This is a genomic window from Maricaulis alexandrii (assembly GCF_005871165.1).
In the GTDB taxonomy this organism is placed as follows: domain Bacteria; phylum Pseudomonadota; class Alphaproteobacteria; order Caulobacterales; family Maricaulaceae; genus Maricaulis; species Maricaulis alexandrii.
Window position 1 is genome coordinate 342,849 of sequence record NZ_SWKP01000003.1, and the last position, 15,838, is coordinate 358,686.

The window sequence follows — 15,838 nt, forward strand, 5'->3', positions numbered from 1 at the left end:
GTATGACAGCCGGCCCGGCGCCGCCTATTCGGCGGCGTCGGCCGCGCTGGCATAGATGGATTGGCGCGGCTTCGCCAGAACCCGGCGGACCATGGGTTCGAAAAAGGCCAGATCCTCACTCTCATAATCCGGATCGAAGGCCGCCTGGTCGTAGAGGTGGCAGAATTGCGCGCACGCCGCATAGTGCGGGTGATCGCTGAACTGGTCGCGCATGTCCCGGTCCATGCCCAGATGGTGGAAGAAATAATAGCCTTGGAAAATCCCGTGATGGGCAACAATCCAGTGGTTCTCTTCCGACACGAAGGGTTTCAGGATCGCGGCGGCAATATCCGGGTGGTTATAGCTGCCCAGCGTGTCCCCGATGTCGTGCAGCAAGGCCATAACGACATATTCCTCATCGCGCCCGTCCCGATGCGCCCGCGTCGCGGTCTGCAGGGAATGCTGCAAACGGTCGATGGGAAAACCGCCATAATCCCCGTCGAGCAGACGCAAATGGTCCAGCACGCGGTCGGGCAGATTGGCCGCAAAGGGACCGAACTGGGCGGCAATGGCACCCCAGTCCTCCTGGGTGCCTTCGGTCATCGCGCGGAATTTGGCGCGCGGCGCATTGGCATCATCAGCCATGATATCCTCCCGGTGTTTTTCCATACCGTGACGAGGAATAGCAGGGCTGGCAAGCGTCAGAGGTCTTCGATGGTCTGGGTCAGGTCACTGTCGGGATTGTCGCCTGTATTCACCACGCCCGCCTTCTCGATCAGCATGAGATGGACTTTCTCGGTCTTGGCGACCGGCCGGTGACGCACGCCCTTGGGAATCACGCACATTTCACCCGGCCCCAGAATCACGGAGTCCTGGCCCTCAACCTCGATCTCCAGAATCCCCCGTGTCACCATGAAGAACTCGTCTTCATCGGTATGCGCATGCCAGTCGAACGACCCTTGTGCCTTGGCCAGCTTGATTTCGTAATTGTCGAGCTTTGCCACACGCTTGGGCGACCAGACGTCCTTGAACTGGGCGTGTTTATCGGCGAGGGAAATGGCTGTGACCGTCATGCACGTCTCCTGGAGCCTGTTCAGGCGGTATTGCGGCACTCTAGCCGATTTATGGAGAGGGGCGAATGAGCGGAAACACGGACCAGACGGCCGGCGCCCTGCTGGCCCGCATGGCGCCCGTCCTGGACCCGCAGGACTGGGTCTATGCCCGCCTGCCCGAAGGCACGCCCCTGCCCCCGGACGTGAGTGCCCTGATGACCTGCCAGGAGGATGAAGGGCTGACCCTCATCGTCACTCCGGACACGGCCGCCCGGCTGGGTCTGGCCACGGACTTCCCCTGCCGCCGCATCACTCTCACCGTCCAGTCCGATCTCGACGCGGTCGGCTTCATTGCGGCCATCGCCACCGAACTCACCCGCCACGGCATCAGTTGCAATGTTGTCGCCGGCTTCCACCACGACCATCTCCTCGTGCCTCAGGACCGCGCCGGTGAGGCCATGGACGTGTTGAAGGCGCTGAGCCGTTCGAATTCGATTGACGCAGCGCCGGACCGGCCCTAAACGCGCGCATCCTTGTTGGACGGGGCTGAGACCTTATTGAACCAGACGGTGCTGGCCGACCCCACGAACGGCCTTGCTGACTTCGATGCAGAAACCATGTGTGCAGACCTCTCGCAGCAAGGCTGGAGCCTGTGCCGCCTGTCCGACACCATCCTGCTCGAAACCCTGCGCGATGAAGCCCGCTCCTTGTGGCAAAACGATGCGCTCTCACCCGCCGGGATTGGCCGCGCCGACGATCATGACGTCGTCCGCAAGATCCGCCGCGACCTGACCCACTGGATGGATGGCAGCACGCCGGCCCAGACCGCCTATATGGCCTTCGCCGAAGCCCTGCGCCGCGAGGTGAATTACCGCCTCATGCTGGGCCTGTTCGCCTTCGAAGCGCATTACGCGGTCTACGAGCCCGGCGGCTTCTACAAGCGCCATGTCGACAGTTTCCGTGGCGCCCGCAACCGCGTGCTGTCCAGCGTGCTCTATCTCAATGAGGATTGGGATCGCGCCGATGGCGGCCTGCTGCGCATCTATGCGCCGGACAGTGACACCGTCCTGGCAGAAGTGTCACCGGAGTTCGGCACGCTGGCCGTCTTCCTCTCCGAAGACATCCCGCACGAAGTCACACCGGCCCGCCGCGACCGCTTCTCCATCGCCGGCTGGCACCGCTGCAATGATCGTGGCCTGGTGCCGGCGCTGCAGGTGAAGGGATTGCCGGTGGCCTGAAAAGCCCCTCCTTCCCCTTGATGGGGAAGGTGGATCGACACGCAGTGGCGAGACGGAAGGGGTGAAAGCGCAAGGCGCTTTCTGGTCTTCGGACTGTCACCCACTCCACCGCGCATACGCGCGGTCCCCCTCGCCCATCAAGGGCGAGGACCCACGACCAGCCAGGCCCCGATCACATCAGCATCGTCATCGGGTCTTCGACGAAGGTCTTGAAGGCCTGGAGCCATTTGGCGCCGGTGGCGCCGTCGACGACGCGGTGGTCGCAGGTCAGGGTGACGGTCATCACGGTGGCAATCGCCAGCGCGCCATCCTTCACCACAGGGCGCTGTTCGCCCGCGCCGACCGACAGGATCATGCCCTGGGGCGGGTTGATGATGGAGGCAAAGCTGTCGATGCCGAACATGCCCAGATTGGACAGGGAGAAGGTGCCGCCCTGGAATTCCTCGGGCTTGAGCTTCTTGTCGCGGGCGCGGGCCGCCAGATCCTTCATCTCGCGGGAAATCTCCACGAGACCCTTGAGATCGGCATCCTTGACGATAGGCGTGATCAGCCCGCCTTCAATGGCCACGGCGACGGAGACGTCGGCATGCTTGTGGCGGGCGATATGGCCACCCTCGATCCAGGAGGAATTTGCCGCCGGCACCTTCTTCAACGCCAGGGCGGAGGCCTTGATCAGGATGTCATTGACGGAGACCTTGGCGCCATCCTTCTCGGCGGCGGCATTCACGCGCTTGCGGAAGTCCAGCAGGGCGTCGATCCGGCAATCCACATTGAGCGGGAAGTGCGGGATGTCGCGGAAGCTCTCCGACAGGCGTTTGGCGGAAATCTTGGTGATATTGTCGGCCTTCTCGACCTCGTAGCGGTCGCGGGCAATGCCGAAGGCCTTGAGCGGATCGTCCATGTCGACCGGCGCGGCACTGGCCGGCGCTTCGGCGGCCTTGGACGGGGCTTCGGACGGTTGGGCATTCTCGACATCGCGCTTGACGATGCGGCGATAGGGGCCCGACCCGTCTATGCTCGTCAGGTCCAGGCCCTTTTCGGCGGCGATCCGGCGCGCCAGCGGGCTCGCCTTGATGCGGTCGCCATCCTTGGACGGCGCGGCCGGGGCCTTGCTGTCTTTCGGCGCGGATTCGAGCCGACGCGCCGTGCCGCCGCTGTCTGATTGGGCCGGCTTTTCCGTGCCGCCGCCATTGCCCTCATCCGACTTGGCGCCTTCGGACTTGTCACCCTCAGACTTGGAAGACCCGGCCTTGTCGAGCGCGCTCTCGTCCTCGCCTTCTTCCAGCAGGATGGCGATGACCTCATTGACCTTCACGCCTTCACTGCCGTCGGCGACCAGGATCTTGCCCAGCACGCCTTCATCGACGGCCTCGACTTCCATCGTCGCCTTGTCGGTCTCGATCTCCGCGAGCACCATGCCGCTCTCAATGGTATCGCCTTCCTTGACGTGCCATTTGGCCAGCGTGCCCTCTTCCATGGTGGGCGACAGGGCGGGCATCAGGATTTCTATCGACATGGGTCTCGTCCTCGTGGTCGGCCTACTGGCCGCGCTCCGAATGGGTTTGGGCGTTGGTCTCGTCCCAGTTCGCGCCGTCGAATTCCTCGAAGCGGAGCTGGAGATTGGCGTCGGCGTCCAGGCAGCGCAAATTCACCGTCCAGCCGTCAGGATGCGAGCGCGGCACATAGAAGGCCTTCACCCCGCACTTGGAACAGAAGGTGTGACGGGCGGTCTGCGTGCCGAAGCGATAGGTCGTCAGGCTTTCCGCCCCGCGCTCGATCCTGAAATCGGCCTTGTCCACTATGAGGTGGATGAAGCCGGTCTTGGCGCACATGGAACAATTGCACGACAGGGCCACGACACTGTCCGGCAGGTTCACGGCAAAGCCGACCTCACCGCAGTGACACTCGCCATGACGCCAGGATTTGGTGGGGGAGTTGGTCATGCCGCTTCACCGTAGATCGTACGAAATTCTGGTTCGTCTTCCGCGACAATGTGTACGCATTCCTGCATCGTCATGATGACCCAATGGCGGGCCTTCACGCCCTGCTCCCGGTACAGAAACTCATGGGTCAAGAAGCCCGCTATGACGGGCGAGTTCGCGACCTCGAACATATCACCCGGTCCGTGAGCCACCAATTGATCCTGGTACTCTTCGTCATTCACGATGCAGTGCCATACCGGCTTGGATGTCAGCTCACAGGCGAAATCTTCGCCCGGCTTTTCATGTCTCCGAACCAGTTTCACAGCCAATTCCCCAAGCTCCAGCCTGCTGGAAACAAACTCGTATTCCCCCGCCGGAATGGCCGGGGTCCATGCTTTCAGTTCCGATTTCGAGAAATCGAACACACCCTACTCCGCGTAGCAGACAGCCTTGGCCGCCTTCACGATGTCCTCGACGCCCGGCAGGGAGAGTTTTTCCAGATTGCCGGCATAGGGCAGCGGCACATCGGCCTGGTGGACGCGGGCGGGCGGGGCGTCGAGATAGTCGAAGGCCTCGGCGGTGACGACGGCGGCGATTTCCGCGCCGACGCCATGCTGGCCCCAGCCTTCCTCGGCGCAAACGATGCGATTGGTCTTCTTGACCGATTCAACGACCGTCGCCGTGTCGAGCGGGCGCAGGGTGCGCAGGTCGATCACTTCGGCCTCGATCCCCTCTTCCGCCAGTTGTTCGGCGGCCTGGAGGGCAAATCCGACCATGCGGGAATGCGCGGTGATGGTCACGTCCGAGCCTTCGCGGCGCACCTTGGCCTTGCCGATCGGCAGAACCCAGTCCTCCACATCCGGCACGTCGAAGGTCTCGCCATAGATGAGTTCGTGCTCGAGGAAGACGACCGGGTTCGGGTCGCGAATGGCAGCTTTCAGCAGGCCCTTGGCGTCAGCGGCATCATAGGGCGCGATCACTTTCAGGCCGGGCACATTGGCATACCAGGCGGAATAGTCCTGGGAGTGCTGGGCACCGACGCGGGAGGCCGCACCATTGGGACCGCGGAACACGATCGGACAGCCCATCTGGCCACCGGACATGTAGAGCGTCTTGGCGGCGGAGTTGATGATCTGGTCAATGGCCTGCATGGCGAAGTTGAAGGTCATGAATTCCACGACCGGCTTCAGCCCGTTGAAGGCCGCGCCCACGCCCAGACCGGCAAAGCCGTGCTCGGTGATCGGCGTGTCGACGACGCGCTTGGGGCCGAACTCGTCCAGCAGGCCGCGGGTCACCTTGTAGGCGCCCTCATACTCGGCCACTTCCTCGCCCATGACGAAGACGGTGTCGTCACGGCGCATTTCCTCGGCCATGGCGTCACGCAGTGCGTCGCGGACCGTGGTTTCCTTCATCTCCGTACCGGACGGGATCTCCGGATCGGACGCGTCCGGCGCGGAATGATCGACAAAGACCGGCTCGCCCGTGTTCGACGAGTCGTCCGACGCCTCGGTATCCGCTTCGGCTGCGTCATCGGCGCTGTCATCGCCCGACTCGTCCTCGGACGTGTCGTCAGAGGAAGACGCCGCTTTCGGCGCCTCCAGATTGTCCGGGTCCTCGCCCTCCTCGGCCAGGATGGCGATGGCGGCATTCACCTTCACGCCTTCCGTGCCCTCGGCGACCAGAAGCTTGGCGACCACGCCCTCTTCAACAGCCTCGACTTCCATCGTGGCCTTGTCGGTCTCGATCTCGGCAATGACATCGCCACTTTCGACGCTGTCACCTTCCTTGATGAGCCATTTGGCCAGCGTGCCTTCTTCCATCGTGGGCGAAAGCGCCGGCATGAGAACTTCGATCGACATGGCTTCTTCCCGTGTCCTGTTCGTTAGGCGAGGTCAGCCATTGGCTGCCTCGGGTTTGTAACGAAGCGCGTGCTCACGCATGCGTTCCGCGAAATCGACCAGCGTGTTCAAGGGCCGCATCAGCACCTCGATCCGCGTCATTTTACCCGCATCATCAATCGTGATGCGGTCGAAACCGACCAGACCCTTGCCATCCACCGTTCCGGTGAATTCCAGGATCAGCTCATTCCCCTCGACCCATTCCTTGCGGTAGGCGAAATCCTCGACGATCGAGATCACCCCCATCAGGATGTGCAGGATGTAGCGCGTGTCGGCGGAGGGCTTCCACACGACCGGCGAATGCAGTTCGCAATGCTCGGCCATGATCGATTTGATCATCTCGGCATCGCGCGTCTCGACGGCCTTGTGCCAGGTCTCCAGAAAATGTTTCACCTGTGGTGTCATGGTGCGTCTCCCCTATTGCCCGAACACTCCCACACAGCCTCGCGTGAAAAGCGAGGGCTGAGCGCAGTGTATGCTCGGGCTCGAGACGCTCAAATTCAGGCCTCCACGAGTACGTCGGTATAGAGTTCGCTCGGATCCGGTTCCGGGCTGTCCTTGGCGAACTGGGCCGCGTCGGCGACGATTTTCTTGACCTCCTTGTCGATCTCCTTGAGCTCCTCCTCGCTGGCATGCTTGCCCTCGATGAGACGCTTCTTGATCAGGTCGATCGGATCGTGGTGGGAGCGGATATCGTCGACTTCCTCACGCGTGCGGTATTTGGCCGGGTCGGACATGGAGTGGCCGCGATAGCGGTAGGTCTTCATCTCCAGGATATAGGGGCCCTTGCCCTCACGGGCGTGCTTCACGGCTTTCTCGGCCGCGCGCTTCACCGCCTCGACATCCATGCCGTCGACTTCCTCGCCGGGAATGCCGAAAGAGGCGCCGCGCTTGTGCAGATGGGTTTCCGAGGAGGCCCGCTTGACCGCCGTACCCATGGCGTACTGGTTGTTCTCGATCACATAGATGACCGGGAGATCCCAAAGCTTCGCCATGTTGAAGCTTTCATAGACTTGGCCCTGATTGGCCGCGCCATCGCCGAAATAGGTTACGGCGACCTTCTTGTTTTCCTTGTAGGCGTCGGCGAAGGCCAGACCGGTCCCCAGGGAGACCTGGGCGCCGACAATGCCGTGACCGCCATAGAATTGCTTCTCGCGGGAGAACATGTGCATGGAGCCGCCCTTGCCGCGCGAATACCCGCCTTCACGGCCGGTCAGCTCGGCCATGACGCCGTTCGGGTCCATGCCGCAGGCCAGCATGTGGGCGTGGTCGCGATAACCGGTGATGACCTGGTCACCCTCGTCCAGCGCCGCCTGGATCCCCGTCACCACGGCTTCCTGGCCGATATAGAGGTGACAGAAGCCGGCGATCAGTCCCATCCCGTACAGCTGACCCGCCTTTTCCTCGAAACGGCGCATCATCAGCATGTCGCGATAGTATTTGAGCAGCTCGTCCTTGCCGGCGCCCTTGCCGGCGTCCTTGGCTGCGGAAGACTTCGTATTTCGCTTGGCGGCCATTATTTCGCACGCGAACCAAACAGCCCGCGCTCCCATCTGACTGTGTTAGCGCCATATCAGACGATTGACCCAAACGGCAAGCGCCGGGCCCGAAAAAGTCACATTTGATGGGAGATATGCCCGCGTTCAAGCGCGCGGTCAGCGCTGCGGAGACGGTTCGATTTCGACGATGATTTCCCGCGGGTGCGCGACATTCAGGATGTCACGGGAGCGCTCTTCGACATAGTCCAGGTCCAGACTGTCAGAGCGCAGGCGCGAGGCTGTATCTTCCAGCCGTTCCCGTTCCGCCACGGCCAGTTCAAGCTCGGCTTCGGCGATGCGAATCTCGTTTTTGACGACAATCCAGTTGAGCACGCCCTGCTCGCCCGTCAGCGCGTGATAGCCGAAATAGGCAATCGCCACTGCGAGAAAGACAGTTGTACCGTATCGCTTGATTGCGTCCAAAACCAAACCACCTCGTAAGCCGCGACTTCCCCTGCCGCGTTGTGTTGAGGGTGATTCAACACGATCACGCTTGAGAAACGGTGAATCCCGGATTCAGCAACGGGTAAGATTCAGGGCGGACTTGGGGCAGACCCGCCCGTGCGGAACACGGCGGATTGCCAGGCATTACAGGCGGTCCCACAGGAAGGTCTGTATTCTTGGATAGTCTGGAATGTCCTGAAGGACCGCCCGCAACCCGGTGAAGCTGATTAAGGAACAGTCCGGCCAGACCCGTCCCGGCGCCACCCGCCCCGTCCGACCCGTGCACAGATGCGTGCGAAGCGTGGGAGGATTATGGGGTGGGTGCAGCGGGGTGGGGATTGGGCGGGGGTTATCCTCGGCGTGGCTGCGCCACGCGCCCCTCACCCGGCGCTGCGCGCCCCCCTCTCCCGCAAGGGGAGAGGGAGTGGGATCGAGCGCTATGCCCTCCTTCTCCCCTTGCGGGAGAAGGTGGCCCGAATGGGGCGGATGAGGGGGCGTCCGCGAAAGCGGACACCATGCATCAAGCCAGGCCGCTATCCCCGGCATAGATGCCGGTTTCGCCGAGCAGCGATTCGATGCGCAGGAGCTGGTTGTACTTGGCGGTCCGGTCGGAACGGGCCAGGGATCCGGTCTTGATCTGACCGCAATTGGTTGCCACGGCCAGGTCGGCAATGGTGGAGTCCTCGGTCTCACCGGACCGGTGGGACATGACTGCGCCATAGCCGGAGCCCATGGCCAGGTCGACAGCGTCCAGCGTTTCCGAGAGGGTGCCGATCTGGTTGACCTTCACCAGGATGGCATTGGCAGCGCCCATTTCGATGCCACGGGCCAAACGGTCCGGATTGGTCACGAAGAGGTCGTCACCGACCAGCTGGCAATGATCGCCAACACGCTCGGTCAGCGCCTTCCAGCCATCCCAGTCATCCTCGGCCATGCCGTCCTCGATGGAGACGATCGGGTATTTGCCGACCAGTTCTTCCAGATATTGGGCGAAACCGGCCGAGTCGTACGTCACGCCAGCGCCTTCCAGGACGTATTTGCCGTCCTTGAAGAATTCCGTGGAGGCGACGTCCAGCGCCAGGGCAACATCCTCGCCCGGCGTGTAGCCGGCCTTCTCAATGGCGGCCATCAGCACGTCCAGCGCCTGTTCGGCGGAGTTGAGGTTCGGCGCGAAACCGCCCTCATCGCCGACATTCGTGTTCAGACCATCGGCCTTGAGGCGGGATTTGAGCGAATGGAAGATCTCCGCCCCGCAGCGCAGGGCTTCGGAGAAGCTCGGCGCGCCGACCGGCATGATCATGAATTCCTGGAAGTCGATCGGATTGTCGGCATGGGCGCCGCCATTGATCACATTCATCATTGGGGTCGGCAGGGTGCGGGCATTCATGCCACCGACATAGCGATAGAGCGGCACGCCCTGCACGTCGGCCGCCGCCTTGGCCACGGCCAGGGACACGCCCAGCATCGCATTGGCGCCCAGGCGGGCCTTGTTCTCGGTGCCGTCCAGCTCGATCATCATCTGGTCGATGCGGCGCTGGTCTTCGGCATCCATGCCGGCCAGGGCCTCGAAAATCTCGCCTTCGACATTCTCGACGGCCTTGATCACGCCCTTGCCGCCATAGCGTGCATCACCGTCACGCAGCTCGACCGCCTCGTGGGCGCCCGTCGAGGCGCCTGACGGCACCGCCGCGCGGCCAAACGACCCGTCTTCCAGCAGCACATCCACTTCCACAGTGGGATTGCCGCGGCTGTCGAGAATTTCCCGGGCGACGATATCGATAATGGCGGTCATGGCGGCCCTTTCGCACACTCTAAAAGTCTTGCCGCTTCATACCCGCACGGAGCCTGTGTGCAAGGGCATGAAGAGCAGAATCCGCATGTTAGCGAAAACAATCCCCGATCCTGTCCTGACCTTGTCCTGAAAGGCCGCAAATGGATCAAGTTTTCAGAACCGGATTAGAGGAATCGCAAACCCTGTCGGGCAGGCTAAGGTCACAACAAGACTGGCACCGGACCAACCGGGCCTTCCGATCAAACCCTCAAGAGCCTGCATGCCTCACCGGCCCAAAATCGTGAATGTGGAGTCCGTTTTCGAGGACCGGGCCGTGCTGATCTGTCTGCGCGGGCGGCAGACCCTCGCCTTCGCCACACCGGTGCGCAAACTGCTCTACTGGCTGTCCGGCAAGGGCAAGCGCCATTTCGTCTTCGATCTGCGCGAAACCACCTATCCCGCCGATCAGCTCGGACCGATCGTGGACAATGTCATCCAGGCTGCACGGGTTCTGCCCAGCATGCACATCGCCCTGTTGCACACGGGAAAAGAGCCGGAGACCGTGCGCTATCTGATGCAGGCCAATCGACGCATCGGCAACAAGGTGCTCGATGTGCATTCCCTGGAAGAGGCCCGCAACTGGATGTTTCCCGGCATGGGTGAGACGGACGGGAAAGCTGCGGAGAGCGGGGCGGATAATTACTTCGATCTCGATTCCCTGGATCGCCGCCGGGCCTGACCCTCACCCGCCGGCCATCAGGCAAGAAAAAACGCCCGGTCTCTCGACCGGGCGTTTTTCTGTGCCGTGAAGCATCCGGACGGATCAGTCGTCCTTCGGCTCCAGGATCTGACGGCCGCGATACATGCCGGACTTCAGATCAACGTGGTGCGGGCGACGCAGCTCACCGCTGTCCTTGTCTTCGATGTAGACGGGAGCGGACAGCTTGTCGTGGGCCCGGCGCATGCCGCGCTTGCTCGGCGTGGTTTTTCTTTTAGGGACGGCCATCAGCCTCTCCACAGTCTTGAATCATGCTCCGGACAGCCAGCGCCATCCGTTCGAGCCGCGCGGTATACATGCAGTTCGGGGGGCACGCAAGCGCCTGTCTGCTTTGATTGCAGGCAAAACAGCGTGCGCCCGTCTAGCCTTCGCCGAGCAGGCGTGCCGATCCGCCCATCGAGGTGCGGAATTCATAGGCTGACGGGTTGCCATACACGCGAACCGAACCGCCCGTCGAGGCCCGGGCTGACACACTCTGCGTCGCATGGGTGCGAATGTCCGCGCCGGTGGAGGCACTGGCATCGACATCCTCGCAAACCAGTTCGGACGCATCCAGATACCCGCCCGTGGAGGAATCAATCTCCAGTTCCGTACAGGAGCCGGAGACGCGGGCCGAGGCCCCGGTGGAGACTTCCAGCTCGAGCTCATCGGCGTCCAGTCCGCTGACCCGGGCCCGGATCCCGCGATTGAAGTCCAGTTCGTCCAAACCGGTCGTGGTCACTTCCACCACGACATCCAGCGACCGGCGGCGCGAGAAGAAGCCGCTGTCCTGGTCGATCTCCAGCCGGCCATTGCGGACCTCAATCTCGATATCTGCAAAATCAGCCGCATCCCCGATCAAGCGGACCGCGGGCGTGTCCCCCGTCACGACTTCCAGCTCGAACCCGCCACCGGCATCGATCCGGTCGAAAGCATCGACCGGAACGGTTTGAGTGTCCTGGGCCAGAGCCGGTCCGGCCAGCATCACAGCGGCACCCAGTCCCGCGAAAACCACCTGTTTCATGCGCATCTCCCTCAACTTGCCCCCACGCCATCATAGGGGTTTGTCCGTGAGATGCGTGTGAAACCCTGTTTAGATGCAGGTCAGGCGAAAAAGGCTTGGTATGTAATTTAAAGTTATTATTGGCGGAATTGCACCCAAACGTTATCTGCCTGTACAGTGCGTCTTTCCAGACTGGTTAGGGGGACGCCATGCGAGTGAATTTTAAGAGGGCCGCGCTAGCCTTCCTGTCTTTCGGACTTTTGCTCAGCGGCTGCAGCGGGTCAGGCCCATCTGATACTTCCAGTCCGCCGCCTGCGCCCACGAATAACGCACCGGTTGTTGTGTCGGCAGCCTCGATTGAAGTTTTCGAGAACACCACTGATGGATATACAATCGAGGCGACGGATTCAGACGGGGACAGCCTGTCCTACTCCATTGCCGGCGGTCCGGACGAAGACTTGTTCGTGATCGAGGGTGCGCCGGATTTCATCGGCTTCATCGACCCTCCCAACTACGAAATCCCTCTCGATGCCGATTCCGATAACGCGTACGAGCTACTGATCGCGGTCTCAGATGGCACCGACAATACTGAATTCGCGGTGACGATTTCAGTTCTGGATGTCGATGAATTGCCGGAGGGGGTCTCGCGGTTCGAAATCGAGACCAATGCCAATGACCCCGTCTTTTACTACGCGACCATGGAGAGCGGGGCTGTGTTCACAGCCCAGGGGGTCAAGGACAGCGACGGGTTTCCGCAGGCTCTGACATCCTTGTCGGCTGTGATCCCTGACGAAGAAGCACCCGACGGTGAGTGGACCGTTGACTACCAATTGAATGCCGACGCAACAGCGCTCAGTGCCATGCTGATCCAAGGTTTGGGGCGGATCACCTTTGGATATGACGAATTCGGCACCCCCGTCACAATCGGTTTTGCACTTGAGGATGGGACCGGGGAAGCGATCCTGAGCATTGAAGAATTCTTTTCGGGTACATCCACGGCTTCAAGTTCGCCCAACCCGCTTTACGCACAACACGGGCGGGAAAGCCTGATTGCGTCCATCCAGCGCATGACCGAGGTCGCACAGGCAGGTGGCGTGAACCGCCAGCCGCGCCGGAGCCGCCAGGCATTGACGAGCGTTTCAAGCGCCGTGACGCGCCATGATGCAGGGACCCCGGCCTTCTACAATGAGCTGTTGACGCTTCACAATGAACAGCAAAAGACGGTCAATGTCCGGATCGAAGAGTGCGGCCTGCCTGTGAATGACGCGATTGTTGTTGTCGAGGTTGATGACGCCAACGCCACGGGCTCTGATCGGTCACGGCGGCTGCGGGCAAACCGGATCGGGGCGGGCGAATACCGCGTCAACTTCCCGATTACCCGGACCGAATCCAGCGTCGAGGATACCTGCAATGCCATCTTCGAAATTCCCAATAATATCTGCACCTGGACCGAAGTTGGCACCAATGCGCCAGCCTATGCCACGGGATGCCTCCAGCTTGGCGCGATTCTGGCGACCGGAGGCGCTACTGCCCCCGCGGCAGGTCCGGCTACAGCGGCCTGTGAAGGGGCTGTCCTGGCTGGCTTCCTATATTGCAACACCTTCGGTCTCAGCCCGGCACCCGGGGCCCCAACTGCCAGCGAAGGACTTTGCGCGGCCGCAGAGATTGTACGGGGTTTCGTCGCTGATTTCGACGATGTGACCGTCAGTGCCGAGGCCATCATTCCCGATTCGGGCCGGTACCAATCGGCCACGGACCGCAGTACGGGCGGGTCCACCGTCGACCTGTCGATTTCCGGCCGTGACACCGTCCAGATCGACCGTTTCTACACCTCCCCCATCGATCCGGACCCGGACGAAGACTACACCGCATCAGCCGAACTCTCCTGTGCGACAGAGCCCACAATCACCGTCATGTCGATTACGGGTACAGACGGCTATTCAGACTCAAACTCCTGCACCATCACCGGCCAGGGAACCTGCAATCTGAATGTTCCCGGCGCCGAAGCGAATGTGGTCGACACCATTCGGGTCAGCGCTGAGGATCAGTCCCGGACCATCACAATCCGCTTCTAGGACGCCGGTTCGACCGGCACGGCGCCCCGGTGAGGGGTCATTGCGGCTTTCTCGATGGTCGTGATACCGCTCGCTCGGGATTGATGGCGGGCGGAGTCGGCCAGTATGGACGTCGCGGAATTTGAGTTTTGGTCAAAACGGATTGCCGAATGGTCGGCAGCCTATCGGGACACTTTGCGCGACCGGCCCGTGCGGCCCGATGTGAAGCCCGGCGAGGTGCTGGCCCGCATTCCCGAGCAGGTTCCGGAAGTTGGCGCCGCGTTTTCATTAATATTCGCAGAGTTTGAGCGGGACATTCCCGACGCCATGACCCATTGGCAGCATCCCCGCTTCTTCGCCTATTTCCCCGCCAATGCCGCCCTGCCCTCCGTCCTGGCCGAACAGATTGTCTCCACGCTCGCAGCCCAGTGCATGCTCTGGCAGACCTCTCCGGCGGCGACAGAGCTGGAGACCCGGATGATAGACTGGCTGCGCCAGGCCATGGACCTGCCGGAGGGCTGGCGCGGCGTGATCCAGGACAGTGCCTCTTCCGCGACCCTGTCCGCCGTGCTGACCATGCGCGAGCGGGCCCTTGATTTCAAAGGCATCCATACCGGTCTCAGCGGTCAGCCGCCGCCGCGCATCTACGCCTCCGCCCAGGCCCATTCCTCCATCGACAAGGCGATCTGGGTGTCGGGGATCGGACAGGACAATCTCGTCAAAATCCCCACCCGTTCCGATTTCGGCATGGACCCGGACGCCCTGCGGACAGCCATCCGGGAAGACCGCAAGAACGGCCTGCAACCAGCTGGAATCATTCTGTGTATTGGCGGCACCGGCATCGGTGCCTGTGACCCGGTCGAGGCAATTCTGGAGATTGCCGCGGAGGAAGACCTCTACACCCATGTCGACGCCGCCTGGGCGGGCTCGGCCATGATCTGCCCGGAACAGAGAACCCGTTGGAAAGGCGTGGAAAATGCCGACAGCATCGTGTTCAACCCGCACAAATGGCTGGGCGCCCAGTTCGATTGTTCGGTGCAGTTCCTGAAGGACCCGACCGACCAGCTCAAGACCCTGACTTTAAGGCCGGATTATCTGGAAACCCCGGGCCTGGACGATGTCGTCAACTATTCCGAATGGACCATTCCGCTGGGCCGCCGTTTCCGCGCGCTCAAGCTCTGGTTCCTGATCCGCTATTACGGGCTGGATGGGCTACGCCAACGCATCCGCAATCACATCGCCTGGGCCCGGGAAGCGGAACGCCTGATCGGGGAGACGGACGGGCTGGAGATCGTAACCCCCTGCTCGTTCAGCCTTTTCACCTTCGCCTGCACGGATGGCGATGCCGCCACAGCGGCCCTGCTCCACCGGATCAATGCCGACGGCCGCACCTATCTCACCCAGACCCAGCACGAAGGCCGCTACGTCATCCGATTCCAGGTCGGCCAGTTCGATTGCACCCGCCAGGATGTGCTGGACGGCGTGAAGGCCCTCCGGGACCTGGTTCAGGCCTCCCCATCCTGAAAATGGGCGAGCTGGTCTGCATGCGCCTTCCGGAATGCCGGTCGCGCCATGCAGCGATCCATGTAGGCCTTGCTGGCCGGGCAGTCCGCCAGGGCATCGAAACGGTCCACAAGCCTCAGAACGTCTGACATCACGATATCGGCGATGGTGAAACGCTCGGCCGCGATCCATTCCCGGTCAGCCAGAACGCGCTCCAAATTGGTCAGGCGAGAATCCACGAACCCCTCAAGGGCTTCTCGCCCCTTGGAGGGGCCTTCATCGCCTGAAAACTTGAAGATCGTCCAGGCCACAGTGGCCATCTCGATGGAGTTGAGTGCCGCCATCAACCATTGCAGTGTCTTGGCTTTCCCGGCCTTGTCGGCCGGCAGCAAAACCTCGCTCATCTCACCGAGATAGACCAGAATCGCGCCGCTCTCGAACAGGCAGAGATCGCCATCCGTCAGCCAAGGAGTCTGCCCGAATGGATGTTTGGCGAAATGCGTCGCGTCGCGGTCATGGAAAGGCGTTGTTTCGACACGGTAGTCGAGACCGGCCTCTTCCATGGCCCAGCGGAGCCTCAAGTCCCGCACAAAGCCTCGCGGCCATTCCGGGACCCAATCATACGTCGTTATCACCAGCTCAGACAATTTTCCCTCCTCATTTACCCCAGCCCTAACCG

General features: G+C 61.9%; 18 protein-coding genes. 5 read left to right on the forward strand and 13 right to left on the reverse strand.

Features of this window, described 5'->3' with window-relative positions:
• Nucleotides 1–24: 24 nt before the first annotated feature.
• Together FCS99_RS01780 and FCS99_RS01785 are read right to left on the reverse strand one after the other, a co-directional pair.
• Complete coding sequence (locus FCS99_RS01780; protein WP_138509939.1) at nucleotides 25–624, reverse strand: HD domain-containing protein; 600 nt, start codon at nucleotides 622–624, stop codon at nucleotides 25–27.
• A 56-nt stretch (nucleotides 625–680) separates the two neighbouring features.
• Complete coding sequence (locus tag FCS99_RS01785; protein WP_138509941.1) at nucleotides 681–1,052, reverse strand: cupin domain-containing protein; 372 nt, start codon at nucleotides 1,050–1,052, stop codon at nucleotides 681–683.
• 65 nt (nucleotides 1,053–1,117) lie between these two features.
• Between FCS99_RS01785 and FCS99_RS01790 the strand changes: the two genes are divergently transcribed.
• Both FCS99_RS01790 and FCS99_RS01795 read left to right on the forward strand, forming a co-directional pair.
• Nucleotides 1,118–1,552 carry an ACT domain-containing protein gene (locus FCS99_RS01790; protein ID WP_138509943.1) on the forward strand — a complete coding sequence of 145 codons (435 nt, stop codon included), beginning with the start codon at nucleotides 1,118–1,120 and terminating at the stop codon, nucleotides 1,550–1,552.
• Between the two features lie 36 nt (nucleotides 1,553–1,588).
• Entirely contained in the window at nucleotides 1,589–2,269 is a 681-nt protein-coding gene (locus FCS99_RS01795) for a 2OG-Fe(II) oxygenase (protein ID WP_233352618.1), read from the forward strand.
• Nucleotides 2,270–2,441: 172 nt separating this feature from the next.
• Here FCS99_RS01795 and FCS99_RS01800 read toward each other — a convergent pair whose 3' ends face one another.
• The 8 genes from FCS99_RS01800 to eno form a co-directional block, all read right to left on the reverse strand.
• Nucleotides 2,442–3,785 (reverse strand): pyruvate dehydrogenase complex dihydrolipoamide acetyltransferase, encoded by a 1,344-nt coding sequence (locus FCS99_RS01800; RefSeq protein ID WP_138509945.1) that lies wholly within the window; start codon nucleotides 3,783–3,785, stop codon nucleotides 2,442–2,444.
• 22 nt (nucleotides 3,786–3,807) lie between these two features.
• Entirely contained in the window at nucleotides 3,808–4,212 is a 405-nt protein-coding gene (locus FCS99_RS01805) for a GFA family protein (protein WP_138509947.1), read from the reverse strand.
• Nucleotides 4,209–4,616, reverse strand: a complete 408-nt coding sequence (locus FCS99_RS01810) for a hypothetical protein (protein WP_138509949.1) — start codon at nucleotides 4,614–4,616, stop codon at nucleotides 4,209–4,211. Before FCS99_RS01810 ends, FCS99_RS01805 begins: the two co-directional genes overlap by 4 nt.
• A gap of 3 nt (nucleotides 4,617–4,619) precedes the next feature.
• Nucleotides 4,620–6,050: a pyruvate dehydrogenase complex E1 component subunit beta gene (locus tag FCS99_RS01815; RefSeq protein WP_138509951.1), complete on the reverse strand. Its 1,431-nt coding sequence runs from the start codon at nucleotides 6,048–6,050 to the stop codon at nucleotides 4,620–4,622.
• 33 nt (nucleotides 6,051–6,083) lie between these two features.
• Entirely contained in the window at nucleotides 6,084–6,494 is a 411-nt protein-coding gene (locus FCS99_RS01820) for a nuclear transport factor 2 family protein (RefSeq protein WP_138509953.1), read from the reverse strand.
• A gap of 95 nt (nucleotides 6,495–6,589) precedes the next feature.
• The gene (gene pdhA / locus FCS99_RS01825) at nucleotides 6,590–7,606 is read right to left on the reverse strand and encodes a pyruvate dehydrogenase (acetyl-transferring) E1 component subunit alpha (RefSeq protein WP_138509955.1); all 1,017 of its coding nucleotides are present in this window, start codon (nucleotides 7,604–7,606) and stop codon (nucleotides 6,590–6,592) included.
• 138 nt (nucleotides 7,607–7,744) lie between these two features.
• A complete protein-coding gene (locus tag FCS99_RS01830) occupies nucleotides 7,745–8,050 on the reverse strand; it encodes an FtsB family cell division protein (protein WP_171036202.1) in 306 nt (101 codons plus the stop codon).
• A gap of 541 nt (nucleotides 8,051–8,591) precedes the next feature.
• On the reverse strand, nucleotides 8,592–9,863 hold the full coding sequence (eno, locus tag FCS99_RS01835) for a phosphopyruvate hydratase (RefSeq protein WP_138509959.1): 1,272 nt from the start codon (nucleotides 9,861–9,863) through the stop codon (nucleotides 8,592–8,594).
• Nucleotides 9,864–10,122: 259 nt separating this feature from the next.
• Between eno and FCS99_RS01840 the strand changes: the two genes are divergently transcribed.
• On the forward strand, nucleotides 10,123–10,581 hold the full coding sequence (locus FCS99_RS01840; protein WP_138509961.1) for a hypothetical protein: 459 nt from the start codon (nucleotides 10,123–10,125) through the stop codon (nucleotides 10,579–10,581).
• Nucleotides 10,582–10,665: 84 nt separating this feature from the next.
• On the opposite strand, the gene rpmF is transcribed toward FCS99_RS01840, so the two are convergent.
• Together rpmF and FCS99_RS01850 are read right to left on the reverse strand one after the other, a co-directional pair.
• Nucleotides 10,666–10,848: a 50S ribosomal protein L32 gene (gene rpmF, locus FCS99_RS01845; RefSeq protein ID WP_138509963.1), complete on the reverse strand. Its 183-nt coding sequence runs from the start codon at nucleotides 10,846–10,848 to the stop codon at nucleotides 10,666–10,668.
• Nucleotides 10,849–10,981: 133 nt separating this feature from the next.
• Complete coding sequence (locus FCS99_RS01850; RefSeq protein WP_171036203.1) at nucleotides 10,982–11,623, reverse strand: head GIN domain-containing protein; 642 nt, start codon at nucleotides 11,621–11,623, stop codon at nucleotides 10,982–10,984.
• Nucleotides 11,624–11,811: 188 nt separating this feature from the next.
• Here FCS99_RS01850 and FCS99_RS01855 point away from each other — a divergent pair, with 188 nt between their 5' ends.
• Both FCS99_RS01855 and FCS99_RS01860 read left to right on the forward strand, forming a co-directional pair.
• A complete protein-coding gene (locus FCS99_RS01855) occupies nucleotides 11,812–13,677 on the forward strand; it encodes a cadherin repeat domain-containing protein (RefSeq protein WP_138509967.1) in 1,866 nt (621 codons plus the stop codon).
• A 105-nt stretch (nucleotides 13,678–13,782) separates the two neighbouring features.
• Nucleotides 13,783–15,180, forward strand: a complete 1,398-nt coding sequence (locus tag FCS99_RS01860; RefSeq protein ID WP_138509969.1) for a pyridoxal phosphate-dependent decarboxylase family protein — start codon at nucleotides 13,783–13,785, stop codon at nucleotides 15,178–15,180.
• Here FCS99_RS01860 and FCS99_RS01865 read toward each other — a convergent pair.
• Nucleotides 15,162–15,806 carry a glutathione S-transferase family protein gene (locus tag FCS99_RS01865; RefSeq protein ID WP_138509971.1) on the reverse strand — a complete coding sequence of 215 codons (645 nt, stop codon included), beginning with the start codon at nucleotides 15,804–15,806 and terminating at the stop codon, nucleotides 15,162–15,164. The two genes, FCS99_RS01860 and FCS99_RS01865, sit on opposite strands and share 19 nt — an antisense overlap.
• Nucleotides 15,807–15,838: the final 32 nt, after the last annotated feature.

Bases quoted from the DNA above. Each gene is read 5' to 3' on its own strand.
- FCS99_RS01780 (WP_138509939.1), bottom strand. From the start codon at position 624: ATGGCTGATGATGCCAATGCGCCGCGCGCCAAATTCCGCGCGATGACC.
- FCS99_RS01785 (WP_138509941.1), bottom strand. From the start codon at position 1,052: ATGACGGTCACAGCCATTTCCCTCGCCGATAAACACGCCCAGTTCAAG.
- FCS99_RS01790 (WP_138509943.1), top strand. From the start codon at position 1,118: ATGAGCGGAAACACGGACCAGACGGCCGGCGCCCTGCTGGCCCGCATG.
- FCS99_RS01800 (WP_138509945.1), bottom strand. From the start codon at position 3,785: ATGTCGATAGAAATCCTGATGCCCGCCCTGTCGCCCACCATGGAAGAG.
- FCS99_RS01805 (WP_138509947.1), bottom strand. From the start codon at position 4,212: ATGACCAACTCCCCCACCAAATCCTGGCGTCATGGCGAGTGTCACTGC.
- FCS99_RS01815 (WP_138509951.1), bottom strand. From the start codon at position 6,050: ATGTCGATCGAAGTTCTCATGCCGGCGCTTTCGCCCACGATGGAAGAA.
- FCS99_RS01820 (WP_138509953.1), bottom strand. From the start codon at position 6,494: ATGACACCACAGGTGAAACATTTTCTGGAGACCTGGCACAAGGCCGTC.
- pdhA (WP_138509955.1), bottom strand. From the start codon at position 7,606: ATGGCCGCCAAGCGAAATACGAAGTCTTCCGCAGCCAAGGACGCCGGC.
- eno (WP_138509959.1), bottom strand. From the start codon at position 9,863: ATGACCGCCATTATCGATATCGTCGCCCGGGAAATTCTCGACAGCCGC.
- FCS99_RS01840 (WP_138509961.1), top strand. From the start codon at position 10,123: ATGCCTCACCGGCCCAAAATCGTGAATGTGGAGTCCGTTTTCGAGGAC.
- rpmF (WP_138509963.1), bottom strand. From the start codon at position 10,848: ATGGCCGTCCCTAAAAGAAAAACCACGCCGAGCAAGCGCGGCATGCGC.
- FCS99_RS01850 (WP_171036203.1), bottom strand. From the start codon at position 11,623: ATGAAACAGGTGGTTTTCGCGGGACTGGGTGCCGCTGTGATGCTGGCC.
- FCS99_RS01855 (WP_138509967.1), top strand. From the start codon at position 11,812: ATGCGAGTGAATTTTAAGAGGGCCGCGCTAGCCTTCCTGTCTTTCGGA.
- FCS99_RS01860 (WP_138509969.1), top strand. From the start codon at position 13,783: ATGGACGTCGCGGAATTTGAGTTTTGGTCAAAACGGATTGCCGAATGG.